The organism is Marinovum sp. J2-8, assembly GCF_055808435.1.
Genome location: NZ_JBVVRZ010000001.1, coordinates 488,893 through 509,330 on the forward strand (window position 1 = coordinate 488,893; position 20,438 = coordinate 509,330).

At 59.8% G+C, this 20,438-nt stretch carries 24 protein-coding genes, 1 pseudogene and 1 riboswitch; of the genes and pseudogenes, 12 read left to right on the forward strand and 13 right to left on the reverse strand.

Annotation, left to right across the window (positions count from 1 at the left end):
- Window positions 1–16: 16 nt before the first annotated feature.
- The gene (locus AC0L4F_RS02455) at window positions 17–610 is read right to left on the reverse strand and encodes a Ykof family thiamine-binding protein (RefSeq protein WP_244684877.1); all 594 of its coding nucleotides are present in this window, start codon (window positions 608–610) and stop codon (window positions 17–19) included.
- A gap of 9 nt (window positions 611–619) precedes the next feature.
- A riboswitch (TPP riboswitch) is annotated at window positions 620–726 on the reverse strand.
- Window positions 727–888: 162 nt separating this feature from the next.
- On the opposite strand from AC0L4F_RS02455, the gene AC0L4F_RS02460 reads away from it, so the two are divergent.
- Entirely contained in the window at window positions 889–1,641 is a 753-nt protein-coding gene (locus AC0L4F_RS02460) for an SDR family NAD(P)-dependent oxidoreductase (RefSeq protein ID WP_244684879.1), read from the forward strand.
- Window positions 1,642–1,712: 71 nt separating this feature from the next.
- On the opposite strand, the gene trpS is transcribed toward AC0L4F_RS02460, so the two are convergent.
- Complete coding sequence (trpS, locus tag AC0L4F_RS02465; RefSeq protein WP_244686313.1) at window positions 1,713–2,675, reverse strand: tryptophan--tRNA ligase; 963 nt, start codon at window positions 2,673–2,675, stop codon at window positions 1,713–1,715.
- Between the two features lie 166 nt (window positions 2,676–2,841).
- Here trpS and AC0L4F_RS02470 point away from each other — a divergent pair, with 166 nt between their 5' ends.
- From AC0L4F_RS02470 to AC0L4F_RS02480, 3 genes are all read left to right on the forward strand, one after another.
- The gene (locus AC0L4F_RS02470; protein WP_244684881.1) at window positions 2,842–3,525 is read left to right on the forward strand and encodes a rhomboid family intramembrane serine protease; all 684 of its coding nucleotides are present in this window, start codon (window positions 2,842–2,844) and stop codon (window positions 3,523–3,525) included.
- 124 nt (window positions 3,526–3,649) lie between these two features.
- Window positions 3,650–3,961, forward strand: coding sequence for an ArsR/SmtB family transcription factor (locus AC0L4F_RS02475; protein WP_244684883.1), 312 nt, complete (start codon window positions 3,650–3,652; stop codon window positions 3,959–3,961).
- On the forward strand, window positions 3,954–4,979 hold the full coding sequence (locus tag AC0L4F_RS02480) for a permease (RefSeq protein ID WP_244684892.1): 1,026 nt from the start codon (window positions 3,954–3,956) through the stop codon (window positions 4,977–4,979). The genes AC0L4F_RS02475 and AC0L4F_RS02480 overlap by 8 nt, the downstream gene beginning before the upstream one ends.
- Window positions 4,980–5,091: 112 nt before the next feature.
- Here AC0L4F_RS02480 and AC0L4F_RS02485 read toward each other — a convergent pair whose 3' ends face one another.
- The 6 genes from AC0L4F_RS02485 to AC0L4F_RS02510 all read right to left on the reverse strand — a co-directional run bounded on the left by AC0L4F_RS02485 (window position 5,092) and on the right by AC0L4F_RS02510 (window position 11,219).
- Window positions 5,092–6,207 carry a phospholipase D-like domain-containing protein gene (locus tag AC0L4F_RS02485; RefSeq protein WP_244684894.1) on the reverse strand — a complete coding sequence of 372 codons (1,116 nt, stop codon included), beginning with the start codon at window positions 6,205–6,207 and terminating at the stop codon, window positions 5,092–5,094.
- Window positions 6,208–6,571: 364 nt separating this feature from the next.
- Entirely contained in the window at window positions 6,572–8,119 is a 1,548-nt protein-coding gene (gene murJ, locus AC0L4F_RS02490; protein ID WP_244684896.1) for a murein biosynthesis integral membrane protein MurJ, read from the reverse strand.
- 104 nt (window positions 8,120–8,223) lie between these two features.
- Window positions 8,224–8,544: a DMT family transporter gene (locus AC0L4F_RS02495; RefSeq protein ID WP_244684898.1), complete on the reverse strand. Its 321-nt coding sequence runs from the start codon at window positions 8,542–8,544 to the stop codon at window positions 8,224–8,226.
- Window positions 8,545–8,790: 246 nt separating this feature from the next.
- The gene (locus AC0L4F_RS02500; RefSeq protein ID WP_244684900.1) at window positions 8,791–9,906 is read right to left on the reverse strand and encodes a site-specific DNA-methyltransferase; all 1,116 of its coding nucleotides are present in this window, start codon (window positions 9,904–9,906) and stop codon (window positions 8,791–8,793) included.
- Window positions 9,907–9,995: 89 nt separating this feature from the next.
- A complete protein-coding gene (locus AC0L4F_RS02505) occupies window positions 9,996–10,628 on the reverse strand; it encodes a ribonuclease HII (protein ID WP_244684902.1) in 633 nt (210 codons plus the stop codon).
- Window positions 10,629–10,763: 135 nt separating this feature from the next.
- Window positions 10,764–11,219 (reverse strand): hypothetical protein, encoded by a 456-nt coding sequence (locus AC0L4F_RS02510; protein ID WP_244684904.1) that lies wholly within the window; start codon window positions 11,217–11,219, stop codon window positions 10,764–10,766.
- 187 nt (window positions 11,220–11,406) lie between these two features.
- Here AC0L4F_RS02510 and AC0L4F_RS02515 point away from each other — a divergent pair, with 187 nt between their 5' ends.
- A complete protein-coding gene (locus AC0L4F_RS02515; protein WP_244684906.1) occupies window positions 11,407–11,646 on the forward strand; it encodes a hypothetical protein in 240 nt (79 codons plus the stop codon).
- Window positions 11,647–11,713: 67 nt separating this feature from the next.
- Window positions 11,714–12,418, forward strand: coding sequence for a hypothetical protein (locus AC0L4F_RS02520; protein WP_244684908.1), 705 nt, complete (start codon window positions 11,714–11,716; stop codon window positions 12,416–12,418).
- Window positions 12,419–12,597: 179 nt separating this feature from the next.
- Here the strand turns inward: AC0L4F_RS02520 and AC0L4F_RS02525 are convergent, their stop codons facing one another.
- The 3 genes from AC0L4F_RS02525 to AC0L4F_RS02535 form a co-directional block, all read right to left on the reverse strand.
- Entirely contained in the window at window positions 12,598–13,377 is a 780-nt protein-coding gene (locus AC0L4F_RS02525; RefSeq protein ID WP_244684911.1) for an ATP-binding cassette domain-containing protein, read from the reverse strand.
- A gap of 3 nt (window positions 13,378–13,380) precedes the next feature.
- Complete coding sequence (locus AC0L4F_RS02530) at window positions 13,381–14,493, reverse strand: ABC transporter permease (protein WP_244684920.1); 1,113 nt, start codon at window positions 14,491–14,493, stop codon at window positions 13,381–13,383.
- Between the two features lie 87 nt (window positions 14,494–14,580).
- Window positions 14,581–15,492 carry a sugar ABC transporter substrate-binding protein gene (locus AC0L4F_RS02535; protein WP_244684922.1) on the reverse strand — a complete coding sequence of 304 codons (912 nt, stop codon included), beginning with the start codon at window positions 15,490–15,492 and terminating at the stop codon, window positions 14,581–14,583.
- Between the two features lie 137 nt (window positions 15,493–15,629).
- Here AC0L4F_RS02535 and AC0L4F_RS02540 point away from each other — a divergent pair, with 137 nt between their 5' ends.
- From AC0L4F_RS02540 to AC0L4F_RS02565, 6 genes and pseudogenes are all read left to right on the forward strand, one after another.
- Window positions 15,630–15,803 (forward strand): hypothetical protein, encoded by a 174-nt coding sequence (locus tag AC0L4F_RS02540; RefSeq protein ID WP_244684924.1) that lies wholly within the window; start codon window positions 15,630–15,632, stop codon window positions 15,801–15,803.
- Window positions 15,804–15,857: 54 nt separating this feature from the next.
- The gene (locus AC0L4F_RS02545; protein WP_244684926.1) at window positions 15,858–16,157 is read left to right on the forward strand and encodes a DUF2218 domain-containing protein; all 300 of its coding nucleotides are present in this window, start codon (window positions 15,858–15,860) and stop codon (window positions 16,155–16,157) included.
- Window positions 16,158–16,251: 94 nt separating this feature from the next.
- A pseudogene (gene hisD, locus AC0L4F_RS02550) lies at window positions 16,252–17,553 on the forward strand (histidinol dehydrogenase).
- Between the two features lie 85 nt (window positions 17,554–17,638).
- Entirely contained in the window at window positions 17,639–18,118 is a 480-nt protein-coding gene (locus AC0L4F_RS02555; RefSeq protein ID WP_244684928.1) for a UPF0262 family protein, read from the forward strand.
- Between the two features lie 4 nt (window positions 18,119–18,122).
- Complete coding sequence (locus AC0L4F_RS02560) at window positions 18,123–18,584, forward strand: arsenate-mycothiol transferase ArsC (RefSeq protein ID WP_303470711.1); 462 nt, start codon at window positions 18,123–18,125, stop codon at window positions 18,582–18,584.
- A 31-nt stretch (window positions 18,585–18,615) separates the two neighbouring features.
- On the forward strand, window positions 18,616–18,990 hold the full coding sequence (locus tag AC0L4F_RS02565; RefSeq protein WP_244684931.1) for a hypothetical protein: 375 nt from the start codon (window positions 18,616–18,618) through the stop codon (window positions 18,988–18,990).
- A gap of 5 nt (window positions 18,991–18,995) precedes the next feature.
- Here AC0L4F_RS02565 and AC0L4F_RS02570 read toward each other — a convergent pair whose 3' ends face one another.
- Together AC0L4F_RS02570 and AC0L4F_RS02575 are read right to left on the reverse strand one after the other, a co-directional pair.
- Window positions 18,996–19,616, reverse strand: coding sequence for a cation efflux transmembrane domain-containing protein (locus tag AC0L4F_RS02570; protein ID WP_244684939.1), 621 nt, complete (start codon window positions 19,614–19,616; stop codon window positions 18,996–18,998).
- Between the two features lie 286 nt (window positions 19,617–19,902).
- Window positions 19,903–20,403 carry a DUF2937 family protein gene (locus tag AC0L4F_RS02575; protein WP_244684941.1) on the reverse strand — a complete coding sequence of 167 codons (501 nt, stop codon included), beginning with the start codon at window positions 20,401–20,403 and terminating at the stop codon, window positions 19,903–19,905.
- Window positions 20,404–20,438: the final 35 nt, after the last annotated feature.

The window sequence follows — 20,438 nt, forward strand, 5'->3', positions numbered from 1 at the left end:
CGGCGGGTCGGTGCGTTCAGCGCAGGCTGGGGGAGTTGGCAGAGGCGGTCATGTCAATGGTGACATGGCCCTCGGCTGGGCCAAACCGCAGGAAAGCCTGCCGCAGAACCTCGAACACGGCGCCGGCGTCACCGCGCAGACGGGTGCAGAAGTTCTTGGATTTCAAAAAGGTGCCAGAACCTTTCAGAAAGTCGATGCAGCCATAAATCTCGTCCATATGGCCATCCTGGCCCAAGACATAGAGCGAGAACTGCACATCAATCTCGACCCCGGTGACCGGGGCATCGGTGACGGCCTGATGGGCCAATGTCTGGCGCTCTGCCAATGACAGCGATTGTGCCTTGGTCAGCGTCTCGCAATGACAAGAGGGGTCATCCGGTTCCCCGGGACAGCCGCGCGACAGGGTGACATGCATCGCGACATGATCCGGCTGGGCAGCAACCGTCGCAAACAGATCGCGGATCGCGTCGAACAATGGCCCCGGCGCGCCGACCATAAGCGTCGACATATCGTCGGTCTCGATCCGAAGATCCTGTTGATATGGGGTAAAGGCCTTGAGCCCGGACAGGATGACATCGACAAAATCGGATGTCATCGGGTAGAGTGACACTTGCGCGCCTATAAACATATGTGACCTCGCTCCGCTGGTATGATCCAGATCAGCTGTGGAGGGTTCACGCATCGTTGCGCATCTCAGCCCCGTTCGGGACACCCCTGGCTATTTCGCGTGCAACATTCATTGCATCGCCGGCCATGTCAAGCGCTGTTTGCCCGAGGGGCAGCCTTGGGCCGGATATGGCATTTGAGATCAGATTTTGGACCTCAAATATCATTGTCTGCCATGCCCTGCGGCCCTACCGATCAAGGGGAAAGACGTGGGAGGATGTTATGGACATCGAAGGTAAGACAATCTTGGTCACCGGGGCCAATTCCGGGCTGGGCGCGGGTGTGGCCGCGCGCCTGTTGGCCGATGGGGCCAATGTGGTGGGCATCGACATTGCCACTGACGGCGCGTCGCAGCACGACAGATTTGCGCTGGTCAAGGCCGATGTGACCGCGCCCGATCAGGTGGCTGCGGCGATCGAGACCGCCAAAAGCCGCTTTGGCGCGCTGCATGGTCTGGTCAATTGCGCCGGGATCGCGCCGGGACAGAAGATCGTCGGCCGCGACGGCCCGCATGATCTGGCGCTGTTTTCCAAGGCGGTTTCGATCAATCTGATTGGCACGTTCAACACCATGCGGCTGGCCGCCGAAGCAATGGCGGGCGGCGATGCCGGCCCCGAAGGCGAACGCGGTGTGATCATCAATACCGCCTCGATTGCGGCCTTTGACGGCCAGATCGGACAGGCGGCTTATGCGGCCTCCAAGGGGGGTGTTGTCAGCCTCACCTTGCAGGCCGCACGTGAATTGGCGCGCTCGGGCATTCGGGTGATGGCAATTGCGCCGGGTATCTTTGAAACGCCGATGATGGCCGGTCTACCACAAGAGGTGCAGGATTCCTTGGGGGCCAAGGTGCCGTTTCCGGCGCGGCTTGGGAAGGCGTCGGAATTCGCCGAGCTGGTGGCGGCAATTTTCGCAAACCCCATGCTGAACGGCGAGGTGATCCGCCTGGATGGCGCGCTGCGCATGACGGCGAAATAGCGGGGCGTGAGAGTCAGATTGCATTGGCCGCGGGGCGTGGATGTGCCCCGCGGCCTTTGTTCGGTTCCGGCCTAGCTGCGCACCATGCCGAGGATGTCATAGGTCTTGTCCAGGATCGGCGACGCAATGTCGCGCGCGCGAGCGGCACCATGACCAAGGATGCGGTCGATTTCCGGCAGGTCATCCATAAGCCGCGACATCTCGGTCGAAATCGGCGCCAGTTTCGCCACCGCCAAATCGGCCAGCATCGGTTTGAATTCCGAAAACTGCTTGCCGCCGACATCACCCAGCACCTGATCGACGCTTTGGTCGTTCAGCGCCGCATAGATGTTGACCAGATTGCGCGCCTCGGCCCGGTCTTCCAGACCTTTGGCCTCGCTTGGCAGCGCCTCGGGGTCGGTCTTGGCCTTGCGGATCTTTTTCGCAATCGTGTCGGCATCATCGGTCAGATTGATCCGGCTGGCGTCCGAAGGATCGGATTTCGACATCTTTTTTGTGCCGTCCCGCAGGCTCATCACCCGGGTTGCGGCACCTTCGATCACCGGTTCCGGGATCGGAAAGAAATCGACGCCAAAATCATTGTTGAACTTGATCGCAATATCACGCGTCAGTTCCAGATGCTGTTTCTGGTCCTCGCCCACCGGCACATGCGTCGCGTGGTAAACAAGAATGTCGGCGGCCATCAGCGCAGGATAGGCCAAAAGCCCCAGCGATGCGTTTTCCTGATTCTTGCCGGCCTTGTCCTTCCACTGGGTCATGCGCTTCATCCAGCCCATGCGCGCCACACAGTTGAAAGCCCACGCCAATTGGGCATGTGCAGACACTTGCGACTGGTTGAACAGGATGGATTTTTCCGGGTCGATACCCGACGCAATGAACCCGGCGGCCAGTTCGCGGGTGGCATGGCGCAGATCATTGGGGTCTTGCCAGACGGTGATCGCATGCATGTCGACCATGCAGAAAATTGATTGCACGCCATCGTCCTGACTGTCGGCAAAGCGCTTCAGCGCGCCAAGATAATTGCCAAGATGCAGGTTGCCCGAAGGCTAAATCCCCGAAAAGACGCGGGGGGTAAAGGCAGATGGGGTTTGGACGCCCTCTGTCATGGGGTTTCTCCGTCTGGATTTCCGATTGTTCTGCGCTTACCCATGCACCAGAGGGTCGTCAAGGTGAAGGCCCAGCCAGACCGCAGGGATGCCCATGCACGATCCGATGAACCAGCCGCCGATCAACCCCTTGCCGCCGGTCATTGTGGCACTGTTTCTGGTGATTGCCGGGATTGAATTGACGTTTCAGGCGGGCGCGCAGGGCTTTGTCGGTGGGCCGACTGCGGTCGGCTGGCGGCTGGATGCGGTGCGCACATATGCCTTCTCCGGCGACATATTCGACTGGATGCTGGCCAACGGGGTGTTCCCGTTGGAACATATGATCCGTTTTGTCAGCTATCCGTTCCTTCAGGCCAATTTCAGTCATGCGCTGTTTGTCAGTGTCATGTTGCTGGCGCTGGGCAAATGGGTGGGCGAGGTCATGGGCGGCGTTCGGGTGCTGGTGCTGTTTCTTGGGTCATCCATCATCGGCGCGGTGTTTTATGGCGCGGTTTTGAATGATCCCGTGCCGCTGATCGGCGGCTTTCCGGGGGTCTATGGCATAATCGGCGGCTTTACCCTTCTGCTTTGGCGGCAATTGGGCGCCGAAGGCGGGCAGCAGATGCGCGCGTTTTCCTTGATCGGCATGTTGCTGGCGATCCGGCTGGTGTTCAGCCTGCTTTATGGCGCTGACAGCACATGGGCCGCTGATTTTGCCGGGTTTGTGGGCGGATTTGCCATGTCGATATTGCTGGCGCCCGGGGGCTGGACGGCGTTTCTGGCGCGTATCCGGCGCTAGGGTCTGGATCCTAGACAGCACTGAGCAGCTTTTCAGATCTGTTGGACTGCCGGTTCGGGCGGTGGCTTGACCGTCGTCAATCAAAACCATAAAACTAGTTTTATCGAATCAATGGAGATTTTGGATGAACTGGGAACAAGCGGCGGCAGGATTTGCCGCGATGGGATCTGAAGCCAGACTGCAAGTGCTGCGCATCTTGATCCGTGCGGGCGAAAGCGGCCTGACGGTATCGGACCTTCAGGACCGGACCGGGATCGCGCCATCCACGCTGGCGCATCACCTGAAATTTCTGGCGGGTGCGGCGCTTATTGATCAACAACGCGATGGCCGCATGGTGATAAACCGCGCCGATTACGCGCAATTGGAACAGCTTGCACAATTTATTCTGTGTGAATGCTGTGCGGATGAAACCAGAAAGGCGGCGAACAATGGCTGATCTGACGCAATCGCCGAAACGCGATCTGGTGAACGGGTTGAAAACCCCGTGGACGGTTGTGGTGATCGTTCCGTTGTGTGTGGCGCTGCTGGATCCGGGGCAGTTCGTTCCGGTTGTGGAATTCGCGCTGCGGGCGTTTCTTGGCACCTTGCCCTTTATCCTCTTTGCTGTGCTGTTGATTGCCTATCTCAAGGCCGCCGGGGCCGAAGCGATGATCGCCCGTGCGTTTGATGGCCGCGAGACCCAGGCGATCTTCATGGCGGCGCTGTTTGGCGGGCTTGCCCCGTTTTGTTCCTGTGAGGTCATTCCCTTTATCGCCGGGCTTTTGGCGCTGGGCGCGCCGCTGTCTGCGGTCATGGCGTTCTGGCTGTCCTCGCCGCTGATTGATCCGCCCACATTGCTGATCACCGCTGCTGCCCTTGGATGGCCGTTTGCGGTGGGCAAGGCGATTGTCGCGGTGGGCCTGGGTCTGTTTGGTGGCTTTGCCGTCCGGGCAATGGTCGGGGCCGGCGCATTTGGCGATATGTTGCGGCCCCGCAAATCTGCGGGCTGTGGTTGTGGGCCAAATCCGTTGGAGGGACGCCCGGTATGGAAGTTCTGGACTGAAGAGAAACGGCGCGGCGAATTCCGGGCACAGATGATCGAGAACATGGTGTTCCTGGCGAAATGGTTGGCGCTGGCCTATGTGCTTGAGGCGCTTTTGGTCACCTATGTGCCCGCTGATGTGATTGTGCGATTGGTCGGCGGCGATGGTGTTGTTCCGGTGGTGATCGCGGCCTTTGTGGGGATGCCGGCCTATCTCAACTCTTATGTTGCGCCGCCGCTTTTGGCGGGGCTGGTGGAGCAAGGCATGACATCCGGCGCAGCGATGGCGTTCATGATTGCCGGCGCGGTCAGTTCGGTGCCGGCCATGGCGGCGGTCTGGTCGCTGGTGAAGCCACGGGTGTTTTTCACCTATCTCGGACTGGGGGTCAGCGGTGCGATTTTTGCAGGCTTGGTCTTTGGCACGCTTTATTAAGCGGCGCGCCGGGGGCGCACAGGTTGGATTTGCGTTCAGGCCACGCAGGCCTTGAGGGGGCCAGCCCCTCAAAACCCCGGCGTATTTCAAAAGAGAAGAAGCCCGGCGGTGATTAGAACATGTCGTTTGGCAGGATCGGCAGCAGGCGGGAGAAACGGCGCAGTTTTTCCAGTGGGTACGGCAGGACAAAGCCTCTGCGTTCTCTTGCGGGCAGGGCCGCATTTCTTGTGGCTAGGGCGGTCCATGTGGCGGCCTTTGACGGGTCGCCGGTCTGGTTCTTGCCCAACCATTTTTGCGCCAGTTGTTGCCGCAGGGCGCTGATTTCTGCCTTGCCGTCAAAGGCGATGGAGGCTTCGGTATCCCAGCGCAGCGAGCGGCCGTTCAGATTGGCAGAGCCGACAATGCCGATCCGGTCGTCGACCAATGTAACCTTGGAATGGACATAGACCGGCCCGGCGCCGTGGATTTGCGGGCTGTCGGGGTCTGCGGGATAGGGTTGCGCCGGGGCGATGATGGCCGCGCGTGCACCATAGGCGCGTTCCAGCCGGATCAATCCGCGCATTTGCAGGGCATGGGCGTGGCGGGCATCCCAGCCGTCGTCGCCGCCAAACAACACGCGCTCGGCGAAGGGGGGCAAGATCAGGATCAGGTTCAGGTCGCGGTGGTCCGCTGCCCGGACCAACGCGTCGATCACCGGGCGGTGGCGGAGGAACTGCGTTTCAATATAGAGGCTGGCGTGGGCGCTTTGGATTGCCTCAATCACGGCGGTTTCGTTTTCGCGGATTTTCGGGCGGGGGCCCAATCGGGTCAGCCCCGGGCAGGCAATTGACAATGTCCGCAGCAGACGCGGGCCGGAATGCGGCTGGGTTTGGGGTGGCTGTAGTGGTGTTGCGTCGTCGTTCACCGGGGGCGTGCAGTTGCGCGCGGCGTTCCAACTGTCGGCGAAATGCGCGGCGAGATCACGGCAAAATGCGCCATCGGCGCGGACCGATACGTCGTGCCAGGTGTCTTCGGGATTGCGGTCATGGTCGGGGGTGTCAAAGCGGCGTTCATTGATATCCAATCCGCCAATGATGCAGGACTGGTCATCGACCACGGCGAATTTCTGGTGAATGGTGACCGGGCGCAGGTGATTGGTCCCGCGCAGGGCGGCCCGTTCCACCGGTGTGAGATCATCGGGGTCTTGGGTGCGCATTTCCGCCAGACGTTTTTGCAGCCGGTCGCGCATCGCCAGCCGCCAGAACAGCCGGCGCTTTGGCCATGCGGGGCGCAGAGGATCTGGGCGTCGCCTGATACGCAGCGTTGCAAATGGCGCACGGCCCGCCAGGAGTTTTGATGCAGATCCGGGGCAAAGATCGGGTCGAAATCGGCCAGCAAGACCCGAAGGGCAACGCCCCGTGCGGTGACATCGGCCAGCAGATCGGCCCAGGTGTCGAGCCCGCGGTCGCGCAGCCCCGGATCGCGCAGTCGGGTGCGCGGATCAAAGATGCGGAAGGACATCCAGACCTTGTGTTCGGCCTCATCCACCAGCCGTTCCAGCGCGGGAAAGGCCTGGGCGGCGGTGATCAATGGGGTGATGGGCGGGGTGTCTGTCATGATCTGCGCCGACGTAGTGTGCTCTTCAGTTCGTGCAAGCTGAAGGCGCCAAACACCTGGCCAAAGATGAAATAGGCCAGCGAGCCGAGCAGGATCAGCGCGGCCAGTGCCGGATAGCGGATGTAGTCCATCACCAGATAGCGCCCAAGTGCCGCGTTCAGCCCCCAGAGCACCAGCCCCATGGCCAGAGATGCGGCGATGATCCGCCAGATGCGGCGGCGGAACCGGGTATCGAACCGGGCGGTGTCGCCAAACCGGCGTGCGCCGACCGCCAGAAGGACCACCATCGCCCATCCCGCCAGCGACGTGGCAATCGCCGGGGCGATCCAGCCCAGAGCATAAGACAGGCCAATCGCAATCACCGCATTGATCGCCATCGCCCACAGCGCATAGCGGAACGGGCTGCGGGTGTCTTCGCGGGCGAAAAACAGCGGTTGCAGCAGTTTTTGCAACACAAAGGCGGGCAGGCCGAGGCCATAGATCGCCACTGCGACGGCGATGGCGGCGCTGTCGTCGGGGCCTGTGGCGCCGCGTTCGAACAGGACCGATACCAACGGCAGCGGGATCACCACCAGGGCCACCGCACAGGGCAGGGTCAGGGCCAGAGATATTTCACCAGCGCGCGACAGGGCCTCGCGTGCGCCTGTGTCGTCTGCGGCCTTCAGGCGGCGGGACAGATCCGGCAAAAGGACAATCCCGACCGCAATCCCCACCACGCCCAGCGGCAATTGATAGAGCCGGTCCGCCGCATAGAGCCAGCCAACTGCATTGGCAAAATGCGAGGCCACCTGCTGGCCGACCAGCAGGTTGATCTGCATCACGCCGCCGGCCAGCGCTGCGGGCAGGGCAACGATGGCCAGACGTTTCATGTCGGGTGTCAGGCGCGGGCGTTGCCATTGCAGCCGGAACCCGGCACGGCGCACCGCCACCCAGACCAGCGCCAGCTGGGCGATCCCGGAAAATGGCACGGTCCAGATCAGCACCTGGGCAATTGGCCCGTCTACCAGCGCAGCAATGCCCATCGTGACCAGCACAAAGACGTTCAACAGCACCGGCGCGGCAGCGGCGGCGGCAAAATGGCCTGCGGCATTCAGCATGCCAGAGCAAAGCGCCGCCAAGGAAATGAACAGGATATAGGGAAATACGATCCGGCCGAAATCCACCGTCAGATCAAAGCGTTCATTGCCGGAAAATCCCCCCGCCGTGGCCCAGACCAGCACCGGCATGAAGACCAGCGCCAGACCCGTCAAACACAAAAGGACAAAGGCCAGCCCCGACATCGCTTCCGAGGCAAAGCCATCCGGGTTTTCACCGGCCTCCAGCCGTTTGGAAAACATCGGCACAAAGGCGGCATTGAACGCGCCTTCGGCAAAGAACCGGCGAAACATATTGGGCAGGCGAAAGGCCGCAACAAAGGCATCCATCACCGGACCGGGGCCAACCAGCCCGAGGATCATCACCTCGCGCGCGACGCCCAGAACCCGGCTCATCAAGGTCCAGAGGCCGACGGTAAAGATGCCGGAAATCAAGCGGATGGGTTTCATGTGTCAGCCGGTCCTTGCGCGCATGGGACCGGCTTAGCCTATTGGCTGTTGCGGCGGAAGGGGCGGCGGCCCCGACCCGACAAATACAGCTGCGCGCACAGGGGCTAGGCGCTTGACGACAGTTTCATCAGGATCAAACCGGCAAAGATCAGCGCCGCCGCCGCCACCCGCAGGCCGGTCACCGGTTCGCCAAGCAACGCAATCCCAAGGATAAAGGCCCCCAAAGCGCCAATTCCGGTCCAGATCATATAGGCAGTGCCCATCGGCAAAACGCGAATGGCCAGCGCCAGCAAGCCGAAACTGCCGATCATGAAGCCGACCGTGGCCAGACTTGGCCAGAGGCGGGTGAAGCCAAACGACAGCTTCATCGAATAAACCCAGCCGATTTCAAGCAAGCCAGCAATGAAAAGATAAATCCAGGCCATCTAAGCCCCCTTTGGTTCAACCGCCGGGCCGTCCCGGACATGTCTCCTCAGGATCACGATCATGATCCGGGGCGAGGACGTGGCCTCTGGCCCCTTAATTAGGGATTTTTGGGTGTGTTGCCAACCGCAAACGCAAAAAAGCCCCGCCAGGCAAGGCGGGGCAAGTTGGTGCCAGCGCATAGCGCGCGGCACCGGCGGTGTGCCGTTTGTTTTTAAGGGATCTTTTGTCGTGGTGGTGTGGGCGCGTCAGTTCGGACGATGACCCATTTCGGCCCGGATCTGTTGGCGGAACACGTCGATCGGCACGGTTTTGCCTTCGCGTTTGATATGCCAATAGGTCCAGCCATTGCAGGATGGCGCGCCTTCCAATGCGGCGCCGACCTGATGGATCGAGCCGCGCACATCGCCACCGATCAACGTGCCGTCAGCGCGCACCTTGGCCTTGTGGCGTTTGTTGATCGAATACAGCTCTTCGCCCGGGCGCAACATGCCGCGTTCGACCAATTGGCCAAAGGGCACCCGTGGGGCCGCGCGTTTCGATGTGGATACTTCCAACACCTCGCGGTCAAATTTGCGGATCTTGCTCAGCCGCTTTTCAGCAACCTTGCGATAAGCGGCTTCACGTTCGATGCCGATGAAATCACGGCCCAGCATTTTGGCAACTGCGCCGGTGGTGCCGGTGCCAAAGAACGGATCAAGCACAACATCGCCCGGGTTGGTCGACCCGACCAGCACGCGGTGCAACAGGGATTGCGGTTTTTGCGTTGGATGCGCCTTTTCGCCGGCCTCGTCCTTTAGCCGCTCACCGCCGTTGCAGATCGGCAGAACCCAGTCGCTGCGCATCTGGATGCCTTCGTTCAGCGATTTCAGCGCCTCATAGTTGAAGGTGTATTTTGCGCCTTCTTCCTTGGAGGCCCAGATCATGGTTTCATGCGCATTGGTGAACCGCTTGCCGCGGAAATTCGGCATTGGGTTGGCCTTGCGCCAGATCACATCATTCAGAATCCAGTAGCCTTCGTTTTGCAACGCGGCCCCAACCCGAAAGATGTTGTGATAAGAGCCGATTACCCAGATCGCCCCATTGGGTTTGAGCAATCGGCGCGCCGCTTTGAGCCAGTCTTGGGTAAACCTGTCATAGGCGGCAAAAGAGGAAAATTGATCCCAATGGTCGTCGACGGCGTCAACGCGGGAATTGTCAGGGCGGTGCAGGTCGCCCTTCAGCTGAAGATTATAGGGCGGGTCGGCGAAAATCAGATCGACCGACGCCGCCGGCAAACTGTTCATCACATCGATGCAGTCACCAGATAGAATCGTATTAAGAGGGAGCGCCTGAGCGCTCTTTGCTTTGGTCATTGTCTTCATTTTCTGCCTCTGTCCCCGGCGCGTTATCGCACTCATTGGTTGCTGACAGGATGAGTCAAAGCTGATTCGCGGTCAATTTCTTTTTTGAATCAAGGGGTTAAGTTTTTGTCTTGATACAAGATGTTGTGTACAGGTTTGAACGAACGTCTATGGTGTGGGGTCACCCCCAAATGTATCAGCGCCTCTTTATGGCTTTTCGTCGGGTAACCTGCGTTTCGTTCCCAGCCATATCCGGGAAAGTGTTGCGCTAAATCCCGCATGACACAATCTCGCCTGATTTTCGCCACAATTGAGGCCGCCGCGATCGACACTGATCGGCTGTCGCCTTTGACAATGGTGCGTGCAGGCAAGCTAAGGTCGCGGGGCACCATATTGCCATCAATCAACACATAGTCCGGCGCATGGGGCAGGGCGGCAATCGCACGGCACATGGCAATGTGACTGGCGCGCAGGATATTGTGGGTATCAATCTCTTCGACCGTGGCCTCGCCGATGCCAATCTCTGCGCTGGCTTCGATTTCGGCCAATATCGCATCGCGCCGCTTTTCGCTTAACTTTTTGGAATCATTCAATCCTTTTGGAATGTTTCCGGGGTCAAGCACCACAGCGGCGGCGACAACGGGCCCCGCCAATGGGCCGCGGCCGACCTCGTCAACGCCGGCGATACGGGCAAACCCTTCGGTGTGGGCCATGTCTTCGAAGCTGTAATCTGGATATGTCATCCGCTTGAAGTGGCGCGGTTGACCGTCTCTGGCAAGCAAAAACCCGAGCGCCCGGACCGGGGCGCTCGGGCGTGGTGCGGACATCAGGGGCGTACTGCCCGCACCTCTGCTCGACTGAATGCTGCGCGCTGGGCGTCAGGTGATGCGGAAACCTTTGGACCGCAGGCAGCGGGGCTTGTAGCCGTTGCGTGTCACTTTGTGGCCATGCTTCCAGGTCTTGATCGACACTTTGCAGGACCGCGGCAGATATTCGGCGTGGCGATAGTTGCGGTTCAAACAGCGTGACGAAAGAATACGCTCGGATCCATGGCGGGTCTGGACCCGGGTCAGACAATATCCGGGCACCGGCGCCAGACGTTTTTTGCCGTATTTCTTCCCATATTTCTTGTCGTGGTGCTTCTTGTAGTCTTGGCTGTGCGTATTGTGCTGTTTCTGCATCTTGTGGTTCGCCAGTTCGTGCAACAGCAACAAGGTGCCTGCGCCGATGACGAATTTCTCAAAATTCCGATTTTCGGCAGCGGCGGGCACAGCCGAAAAAGAGGTGAGGGCAACGGCGGCGGCCATGATGGTGGAAATGAATTTACGCGACATTGGAAAGTCCTTTCTGCGTGAACTCCTGGATTTTATGAATGACCCGGTACTGTGCCGGACCAGCGATGCACCAACCCTGGCCCCGGCGCCGCCAGACAGGCAATAACAGGGCGCTGTTATTGGATAACACGCCTGTAAACCCCCTGTTGTTATTGAAAAACATCGGCAATGCGGGCAGGGTGAAGCCATGATGAAAATGCTCACATATCTCACGCTGACGGTGGCGATTGGCCTGACACCGGCCCTGGCCGATGCGGCCTGTGTTGCGGAATACAAGGCCAAGCGGGACAACCCGCTGGCGCTGTTTTTCGACACCGCCCAGATCAACGGCCCCTGCACCAAGGCCAATGCGCAAACGCAGCTGCGGGCCATGTTGGCCCAACGCGGACTGACACTGCTCAAGGTGGTTTCGGTCGGTCAGGGCTAGGCTCTGTTGACCTTGCGCCCGACATGGTGCGTCATGCCAACCAAGAGCCGTGATCGCGGGGGACCCCATGAACGACATCGAAGAATTCGCCGCCGATGTGCGTCGCTCGGGCAACCGGGTGGTGCAAATCGGCGTGGCCGCCATTGTGGTGATCCTGTTGCTGGCGGCGGTTTTCTTGTTTCTGAACCTGCCGGACGCCAATGCGTTCAATGCGCGGGTTGAACGGATTTTCGTCGAAAACGACGCGTTGAACAGCGATGCGGAAATCAAACTTCTCGAAATCCTTGCGCTCTCTGGCACGGCGTTTTCCGAAACGCTGACATCTTATCGCATGGTGATTTTCGTATTGCTGGTGTTCGCCACCGCGCTTTTGATTGCGGCCCTTGTGTTTCTGGTGATGCTGATCGCCATGAACCGCCGGATGGCACAGATCGAAAAGTCCGGGATTCAGGTGTCCTCCTTGATGATCAGCCGCGAAGAACGCGCGGTTTACCTCAACAACATGGGGTTCAAACTGACCGATGCGGCGATGGAAACGCTCTGTGTGCTGGCAGAGGCGCGGATGGATGACGATGTGCTGACCGGGGTTCAGATCGAGGCGATGATTTCCGGCAAATCGGAATCCGATTGCGAAGAAGCTTCGGGGGCGACGCGAATCAAACGGCTGCGCGATGGGTTGGGCAACCAATTGGTGAGCGAGCTGTTGGTCAAAAACATCGCCCGGCGCGGATATATGCTGTCGGTGGGCAAGGATGTCATACGGGTTTTGTAGCGCAGAGCGCAGTCCCGGACATGTTCCGGGACCTCAGCCCGGGCTGTCAGCCAGATTTTAAGGAGGCCCCGGATCATGTCCGGGACCGTGCCGCCATTCCACGGCGACCAATGAAAAACCCGGCCAGCAATGTGCCAGCCGGGTGATATTTCAAAATGAGCCGGTTCAAATGAGCCGGTTCAGATGCCCGAAAGCTCCTGCTCCAGATCGGCCATTTCCGCGCCACCGGCCATCAGGCGGCGGATCTCGTCATGCTCCAATTCGCCGGCCTTGCCCGCGCCGATCACCTGACCCAGTGCAAGAAACGTGTAGCGGTCCGCCACCAGCTGGGAATGGATTTCGTTGTGGGTGATAAAGATGATGGCGATGTCCCCACGTTTGCGCACCCGCATCATGGTTTTCAGCACTTCCATCTGCTGTTTCTGGCCGAGCGCCGATGTCGGCTCGTCCAGGATCAGCACCTTGGCCCCGAAATAGATCGCCCGCGCAATCGCCAGCGTCTGGCGCTGGCCGCCGGACATGGTGCCGACCGCCTGTTGCGGATCAGAGATGTCGATGCCGATTTTCAGCATCTCGTCATGGGCGATCTTGTCCATCTCGTCCATGCGCAGAAGCCCGATCCCTTTGGGGCCGCGCAACAATTCGCGCCCCATAAAGAAGTTTCGGGTGACACTGATCAACGGGTTCACCGCCAGATCCTGATACACCGTGCCAATCCCGGCACTGCTGGCGTCGCGGGGGCTGCGGAACTTGACCGGTTTGCCCTCGACATAGATCTGGCCCGCGGTGGGTTCATGCACCCCGGCCAATGTCTTGATCAGCGTCGATTTCCCCGCACCGTTGTCGCCCAGAAGCGCATGCACCTCTCCGGGATAGACATCCAGGCTCACACCGTTCAGCGCCGTGAAGGGGCCGAATTTCTTTACGATGCCTTCGACCTTGAGATATGGTTCAGCCATGGGTCAAATCCCCCCGGTGATACGTTTGCGGATGCGTTCGTTGGCGAACACGGCGGCCAAAAGCACCACGCCGACAAAAACACGATACCAGGATCCATCCAGCCACGGGATGTAGAACACCGCATTGGCCACAAGGCCAAATGTGACCGCCCCGAACACAACCCCGATCACCGAACCAAAGCCGCCGGTCATCAACGTGCCGCCCACAACCGCGATGGCGATGGCGTTCAGCTCCATCAGATTGCCCTTGGCGGCGTCAGCGGTGTTGGTGTCAAACACCTGACAGGCCGCAAAAATGGTGGCGCAAAAGGCGGTGAACATGAACAGACCAACCTTGACCCGGTTCACCGGCACGCCATTGGCGCGGGCGGCGTCCTTGTTATCGCCGGTGGCAAAGATCCAGTTGCCCAGCTGCGTGCGCGACAGGATGATATAGGCCGCCCCGGCAATCACGATCCACCACACGACACGGGCATCGACACCGGTGACCCATTGTTCGCCCCGCCGGTTGAGGTTGAACCCCAGCTGAAACGCGATGTCATAGAGAAACCCAAATGCCTCGCCGCCAAAGATATCGGCGAACCAGCTGGTTTCCTTGAAATCCTCCAGCCCGGAAATCTGGGTCGATTGGTTGATCAGGCGGAAACAGACCTCTGTTGTGCCGCGCAAGAAGAACAGGAACGCCAGTGACACGATGAAACTCGACAAGCCGGATCGCACCACAATCGTGCCGATCAGCCACCCCAGCGCCAATGTCATGGCAAGCGTGATGAAAAACGCGCTGAACGGTGTGGCCGCGCCCAGACCAAAGGGCAGGCCCCATTTCAGCATCATCGCAATCGACATGCCGGAAAATCCGATCATTGATCCGATGGACAGGTCAAATTCGCCGGCAATCATCAACATCGCCGCGCCGGTGGCAATGATGCCGAATTGCGCAATGATGGCCAGGTTGTTCTTGATCCCCAGCGCGTTCAACGCATTGCCGTTTGAGGCGATGGTGATCGAAACGATGGCCACGATCATCACCACCATGGCCCCGGCTTCGGGGCGGCGGATCAGCCGTTGCACCCTTGATTCCTGTTGTCGTCGGTCCGCTTCGCTTCTGTCGGACATGAATGTATCCCTCCCAAGATATGCCCAAAAATAGCACAGCCGGGACCAAAGCCCCGGCTGCGATTTATTCACATGCCACGCATGGGATCAGCGATTGATACCTGCTTCGGCCTCGACGTTTGCGGCGTTGGACGCATCGACGAACCCGGGGCCGGAGGGAATATTGGCACCCGGCAGCATACCGGCGTAGTTGTTGTAAAGATGCAGAACCATGACCGGCATGAAGCCTTGCAGATATTGTTGCTGGTCGATGGTGTAGGACACCTTGCCGTCTTTGATCAGGTTGATCACGCCGGGCGACATGTCAAAACACGCCAGGTGAATGTCGGCGCCCACTTCTTCGACGGCGGCATAGGCCGCTTCACAGACATGCGGGCCAACCGCCAGAAGACCGTCGATGTCCGGGTCTGCCTGCAGCGCGGCGGCGGTGCGGGTCTTGATCTGGGCCGGGTCATTGGACACGTCAATCTGGTTCAGATCGGCCCCCATGGCATCAAAATACCCGGTGCAGCGGTCGACCAACGCGGTGTTATAGGCTTCTTGGTTCAGGCAAAGACCCTTGGTCACGCCTTCGGCCTTGGCGCGTTCACCGGCCGCAAGGCCCGCATCGCGCTCCGGCTGGCCGACATGCATCAACGCGCCCACGGCTTTGGAAGATTCCAGACCGGAATTCATCGTGATGACCGGTACACCCGAATCGACGGCCTCCTTGATTGCGCCGCCCAGGGCGTCGGCGTCCGGCAGCGATGTGATGATGCCGTCGGGCTGCGTGGCCGAGGCGGCCTCGATCAGCTTGGCCATGCCAGACATGTCACCCGAGGGGTCATAGTTATATTCGATGTCGGCCCCGATTGCCGCGCCGGCGTCACGCGCGCCTTTTTCCACTACGGGCCAGAACGGGTCTGTGCCTTGGGTGTGGGTGATGACGACATAGCGTTCCGCCACAACGGGTAGCGCTACCATCGACGCCGCCAATGCGGCGATCACTGTCTTTTTCATGTGTTTTCCTCCCTGGAAATTTTAGGTTTCTCTGACCTGCGGGTCGTTTTCGATCCGTCCATTTTGCCAATTGCGCGTTCCTCCCCGCGCAGCTGGATGAAGTGTGGGCCGTTTTGCGTCCCTCTTCGAACGGGGCGATGCCCCAGGTTGAGAACTCCTTCTTTGTGGCCGTGATCAAAAGAATCCCGGCGTTCCGAATTGTTGCAGCAGTTCAATATTTCAATCAAGTTGAAAAATATTTTCTCGCGGTGGCGTTCATCCGGCGGGGGCCAATCCCGGTGGCGCGAACCTCTTTCCAGCAGGGGCATTGATTTTTTTGGGCCCGGGGGATAGATATAGTCGATAAAAATAGTAGGAAATAGGATATGACCCAGACACTCCCAGCGCAGACCGGGGTTTATGAAACCCCAAATGCCAGCAAGTACCTGCAACAATTGTGCAAACATTTCGGCCACAAGATCCCGACCAGCTTTGACGACACCAGCGGCACATTGGATTTTGGATTTGGCCGCGTGACCCTTGCCGCGGATGACAGCCGCCTTGTCGTTCAGATTCCGGGCGGCGACACCGAGGGTCTGGACCGCGCGCCAGAGGTGATCGACAAACATCTTGTGCGCTTCGCCTTCCGCGAGGATTTTCAGAACATGACGTGGTCACAGGCTTGATGACGGGCGTCCTTGCGGTGCCGGTGGCCCTTCGCATGGCTTGAGCCTGCGGGCGCGGCGGTCTATGTCTCTGCCATTGTTGCAGGAGCCCGCCATGCCCGTCTTTTTGTCCACCCGCGATGCCGATTTCGAGACGCAGTTTGCCACCTTGCTCGCGGCCAAACGCGAAGACAGCCCCGATGTCGATGACGTGGTTGCGGGTATCATTGCCGATGTGCGCGCGCGCGGCGATGCGGCGGTGCTGGCACTGACGGAAAAGTTTGATCGCATGGCGATCCGGGCGGATCAGCTGGCCTTCACCCCCGATGAAATCGAAGAGCATTGCGCCCGTGTCGGCGACGCCGAGCGTGCAGCACTGCAACTCGCGGCGGACCGTATCCGCGCCTATCACAGCCGCCAATTGCCCGAAGATCAACAATGGACCGATGCCGCGGGCGCGACACTTGGCTGGCGCTGGTCGCCGGTCTCTGCTGCCGGGCTTTATGTGCCCGGTGGTCTCGCGTCTTATCCGTCGTCGGTGTTGATGAACGCCATCCCGGCCAAGGTCGCGGGCGTGGGCCGATTGGCGATCACGGTGCCAACCCCGGATGGGGCGGTGAACCCATTGGTGTTGCTGGCGGCAAAAATTGCCGGGGTGGATGAAGATCTATCGGATCGGCGGCGCCCAGGCGATTGCCGCCCTGGCCTATGGCACCGAAACCATCGCCCCGGTGGACAAGATTACCGGCCCCGGCAATGCCTTTGTCGCGGCGGCAAAGCGCCGGGTGTTTGGCAAGGTTGGCATCGACATGATTGCCGGGCCGTCGGAAATTCTGGTGATCGCCGACCGGGATAACGATCCCGACTGGATCGCGCTGGATCTGATGAGCCAGGCCGAACATGACGAAAGCGCGCAATCGCTTTTGATCACTGATGATGCCGATTTTGGCCGCGCGGTGGCGGCAGCGGTCGAAAAACGTCTGGAAACGCTGGACCGGCGCGCCATTGCGGGGGCCAGCTGGCGGGATTTTGGCGCGGTGATCACCGTGGATACCCTGGACGAAGCCGCGCGCCTGTCGGATCGGATCGCGCCCGAACATCTTGAACTTTGTGTCGCGGACCCGGTGTCGCTCAGCCAGAAAGTCACCCACGCGGGGGCGATTTTCCTTGGCCAATGGACGCCCGAGGCGATCGGCGACTATGTCGGCGGGCCAAATCATGTTCTGCCCACGGCGCGTTCGGCGCGGTTCTATCCGGGCTTTCGGTGCTCGACTTCATGAAACGCACCACCATTTCCCAGTTTACGCCGGACGCTTTGCGCGCCTGCGGCCCATCGGCCGAGGTTCTGGCACATTCCGAAAGCCTGGAGGCACATGGGCTGTCGGTCACGGCCCGTTTGCGCAAACTGAACGGCTAAGAGCGGATCACAGGCGCGGATGGATTGCCCAAGGCGGATCAATCCGCTACCCAAGGTCAATCATCAGCCAAGCGAGGCCCGCAAGATGAGCTGTATCATCGAGATCAATCTGGACGATGCCAACCTGCCACCGCCGACGCCAGAAGTGGATCAGGAACGTAAGGTCGCGATGTTCGACCTGATGGAGCAAAATTCTTTTTCCCTGCCCCTGCGTGATGACCGGGCGGTGCCGCCGGGTCCGTATCGGCTCGATCTGTCGATCCGGGAAAAGCGGCTGGTGTTTACGGTCACCACCGAAGAGCGCAGCGATGTGGCGGAATTTCACCTGTCCCTCAGCCCGTTCCGGCAAGTGGTCAAAGATTATTTCCAGATCTGCAAAAGCTATTTTGATGCGGTCAAATCCCTGCCCGCCAGCCAGATCGAAACAATCGACATGGCGCGGCGCGGCATACACAACGAAGGCGCACGCATTTTGCAGGAGCGTTTGGAAGGCAAGGCAATTGTTGACACCGATACCGCGCGGCGCCTGTTCACGCTGATCTGCGTGCTACAGTTCGGAGGCTGACCCCGTGACCCTGCCGCTGCCGCAATCCATTCTGTTTTGCTGTGACCACAATGCTGTCCGTTCGCCCATGGCCGAGGCGATCATGAAAAAGCTCTATGGTCAGAGCACCTATGTGCAATCTGTCGGCGTGCGCAATGATCTCGAAGTGGACGGCTATGCCATCTGTGTCTGCAATGAAATCGGTGTGCAGCTTGATCGCCACCGATCCCGCAGCTTCGACGAGATGGAACACCTGGGCGAGGCGCTGTCCTCTTTCGATCTGGTGGTCGCCCTGTCGCCGCTCAGCCGCGCCAAAGCGGAAGAGCTGACGCGGTGTTTTCACCTGAAAGTCGACTATTGGCCGGTTTTCGAACCCACCGATCACGGCACAAACCGCACGGACAAGCTTGCGGCCTATCGCAAGACAAGGGACGAGATTGTCGACCGGCTCAAGGCCACCTGGGGGGCGGATCGCGCCAGATCTTAAAACTGTTGTGCACTGCGCCTATATTGAACGCATGAAACACATTGCTTTTGCTACCGCATTCGTCGTGACGCTGTTGCCCCTGTCCCTTTCTGCCCAGGAAGAGACAGACAAGGGCGAAAGCCTGATGGAACAAGGGGCCAGGTTGTTCTTTCAGGGGCTGATGGAAGAAATGGAACCTGCGCTGAAAGAGTTGGAAGGCATGGCCGATCAGGTCGAGCCGGGACTGCGCAGCTTTGCCGAGAATATGGGGCCTGCGCTGCGGGATCTATTGACCGAGGTCGAGGATTGGAGCGCCTATCACTCGCCCGAGGTCCTGCCGAACGGTGACATCATCATCCGGCGCAAGACCCCGCAAGAGGACCTTCCGCAAGATCGAAAAGATCCCCCGGAAGAGATCGACCTCTAGCCTGATCACGCATGGCTGTGCTGCCGCCGTTCGGCCATGGCCTGATGCAGGATCTGCCAGGCCGAACTGAGGAAAAGCGCCGCCATGATGCCGGCCACGATCAAATCCGGCCAGCCGGTGGAGGTGCCCCAGACCCCAAGCGCGGCGAACAAAACCGCGACATTGCCGATGGCATCATTGCGCGAGCAGAGCCAGACCGAGCGCACATTGGCATCGCCGTCCTTGTATTTCACCAGGATCATGACCGAAATCAGATTGGCGGCCAGCGCCATTGCCCCGACCACCCCCATCACCGGCGCATCCGGCACCTCGGGGCCAAAGACCTGATACAGGGTCGACCCCATGACCCAAACCCCCATGAGCAACAGGCTGATCCCCTTGCCCAAAGCCGCAAGACTGCGGGTCTGTAAAGAAGCGCCAATCACCGCCAGCGAAATGCCATAGGTCAAGGCATCCCCGGCAAAATCCAGCGCATCAGCCTGAAGCGCCTGTGACCCGGAAAAATGGCCCGCCGTCATTTCGACCACAAACATGGCTGCATTGATCGCAATCACCAGCCAAAGCCGACGTTTGTAATCCGTCGATACCCCATCGAATTTCGCATCGTGCCCGCAACAGCCTGCCATGGTCTTTCCTTCGAATCTACTCTCGACAGGCAATCTAATCCCTCTAGGGGCTGTAGGTTCAAGAGGCTTCAGACCCGTTATTTTCGATCAAAAAGATATTCACTCGGTTTCGTCGCGCTGACACGCGCCGACAGGCTGGGGGCCAGCCCCCAGACCCCCGGGATATTTTTGAACAGAAGAAGGCCAAGGTCCGCTTATCCGTTTCATCTGACCAGAAATATCCCGGGGGTGAGGCCGAAGGCCGAGGGGGCTGGCCCCCTTTTGACTGCGTGGCGTCGTTTTTGGGTCAGGCGGGGGCGCGGCGGCGTCTGAATACCATCCGCAGGGCAGAGAAGATGAAGCCCAGAGCCAAGATCCCGGTCACAAATCCGGTGCCGGCAAAAACCACGCCTTCGAATGTGGCAGGCACCGCAGGCCTATAAGCCGACCAGGCGCGTTTCGTGACATCACTGTCGGTCATCCGTGTGGCCAGATAGGCCCGTGTGAACGGTCCCGCGCCTTGCAAAGCAGTGAGATCTGCCGAAAGGCGCGCGTGACGATCAAAGGTTCGCGCCATCGTCGTTGCGCGTTCGCGGGCCATTGCGCTGCCTTGGGCCAATTCCTGCAACGCGGCATCGCGGCTCAGTCCGACCTTGGCTGCGTCGGCGTCGAAATCGGCGACCACGCGGGACAGTTCATCCACCGCGCCGCCAAGCCGTTGGGTGTATTGTTGGGAGAACTCGGGAAATTGCGACAAGCCGGCCGCGCCGGTCAGACCGCCCGCCAATGTCAGTGCTCTTACGATCATTTTCTGCCCTGCCTGTTCCGAGACTTCTGACAGTA

Excerpts from the sequence above, each read along its gene's own strand:
- AC0L4F_RS02565 (WP_244684931.1), top strand. The coding sequence starts at position 18,616 with ATGAAACACATTGCTTTTGCTACCGCATTCGTCGTGACGCTGTTGCCC.
- AC0L4F_RS02575 (WP_244684941.1), bottom strand. The coding sequence starts at position 20,403 with ATGATCGTAAGAGCACTGACATTGGCGGGCGGTCTGACCGGCGCGGCC.
- AC0L4F_RS02570 (WP_244684939.1), bottom strand. The coding sequence starts at position 19,616 with ATGGCAGGCTGTTGCGGGCACGATGCGAAATTCGATGGGGTATCGACG.
- AC0L4F_RS02545 (WP_244684926.1), top strand. The coding sequence starts at position 15,858 with ATGACCCAGACACTCCCAGCGCAGACCGGGGTTTATGAAACCCCAAAT.
- AC0L4F_RS02525 (WP_244684911.1), bottom strand. The coding sequence starts at position 13,377 with ATGGCTGAACCATATCTCAAGGTCGAAGGCATCGTAAAGAAATTCGGC.
- AC0L4F_RS02520 (WP_244684908.1), top strand. The coding sequence starts at position 11,714 with ATGAACGACATCGAAGAATTCGCCGCCGATGTGCGTCGCTCGGGCAAC.
- AC0L4F_RS02530 (WP_244684920.1), bottom strand. The coding sequence starts at position 14,493 with ATGTCCGACAGAAGCGAAGCGGACCGACGACAACAGGAATCAAGGGTG.
- AC0L4F_RS02500 (WP_244684900.1), bottom strand. The coding sequence starts at position 9,906 with ATGAAGACAATGACCAAAGCAAAGAGCGCTCAGGCGCTCCCTCTTAAT.
- AC0L4F_RS02510 (WP_244684904.1), bottom strand. The coding sequence starts at position 11,219 with ATGTCGCGTAAATTCATTTCCACCATCATGGCCGCCGCCGTTGCCCTC.
- AC0L4F_RS02480 (WP_244684892.1), top strand. The coding sequence starts at position 3,954 with ATGGCTGATCTGACGCAATCGCCGAAACGCGATCTGGTGAACGGGTTG.
- AC0L4F_RS02515 (WP_244684906.1), top strand. The coding sequence starts at position 11,407 with ATGATGAAAATGCTCACATATCTCACGCTGACGGTGGCGATTGGCCTG.
- AC0L4F_RS02470 (WP_244684881.1), top strand. The coding sequence starts at position 2,842 with ATGCACGATCCGATGAACCAGCCGCCGATCAACCCCTTGCCGCCGGTC.
- murJ (WP_244684896.1), bottom strand. The coding sequence starts at position 8,119 with ATGAAACCCATCCGCTTGATTTCCGGCATCTTTACCGTCGGCCTCTGG.
- AC0L4F_RS02505 (WP_244684902.1), bottom strand. The coding sequence starts at position 10,628 with ATGACATATCCAGATTACAGCTTCGAAGACATGGCCCACACCGAAGGG.
- AC0L4F_RS02540 (WP_244684924.1), top strand. The coding sequence starts at position 15,630 with ATGCCCCAGGTTGAGAACTCCTTCTTTGTGGCCGTGATCAAAAGAATC.
- AC0L4F_RS02555 (WP_244684928.1), top strand. The coding sequence starts at position 17,639 with ATGAGCTGTATCATCGAGATCAATCTGGACGATGCCAACCTGCCACCG.
- AC0L4F_RS02485 (WP_244684894.1), bottom strand. The coding sequence starts at position 6,207 with ATGCGCGACCGGCTGCAAAAACGTCTGGCGGAAATGCGCACCCAAGAC.
- AC0L4F_RS02495 (WP_244684898.1), bottom strand. The coding sequence starts at position 8,544 with ATGGCCTGGATTTATCTTTTCATTGCTGGCTTGCTTGAAATCGGCTGG.
- AC0L4F_RS02475 (WP_244684883.1), top strand. The coding sequence starts at position 3,650 with ATGAACTGGGAACAAGCGGCGGCAGGATTTGCCGCGATGGGATCTGAA.
- AC0L4F_RS02535 (WP_244684922.1), bottom strand. The coding sequence starts at position 15,492 with ATGAAAAAGACAGTGATCGCCGCATTGGCGGCGTCGATGGTAGCGCTA.
- AC0L4F_RS02460 (WP_244684879.1), top strand. The coding sequence starts at position 889 with ATGGACATCGAAGGTAAGACAATCTTGGTCACCGGGGCCAATTCCGGG.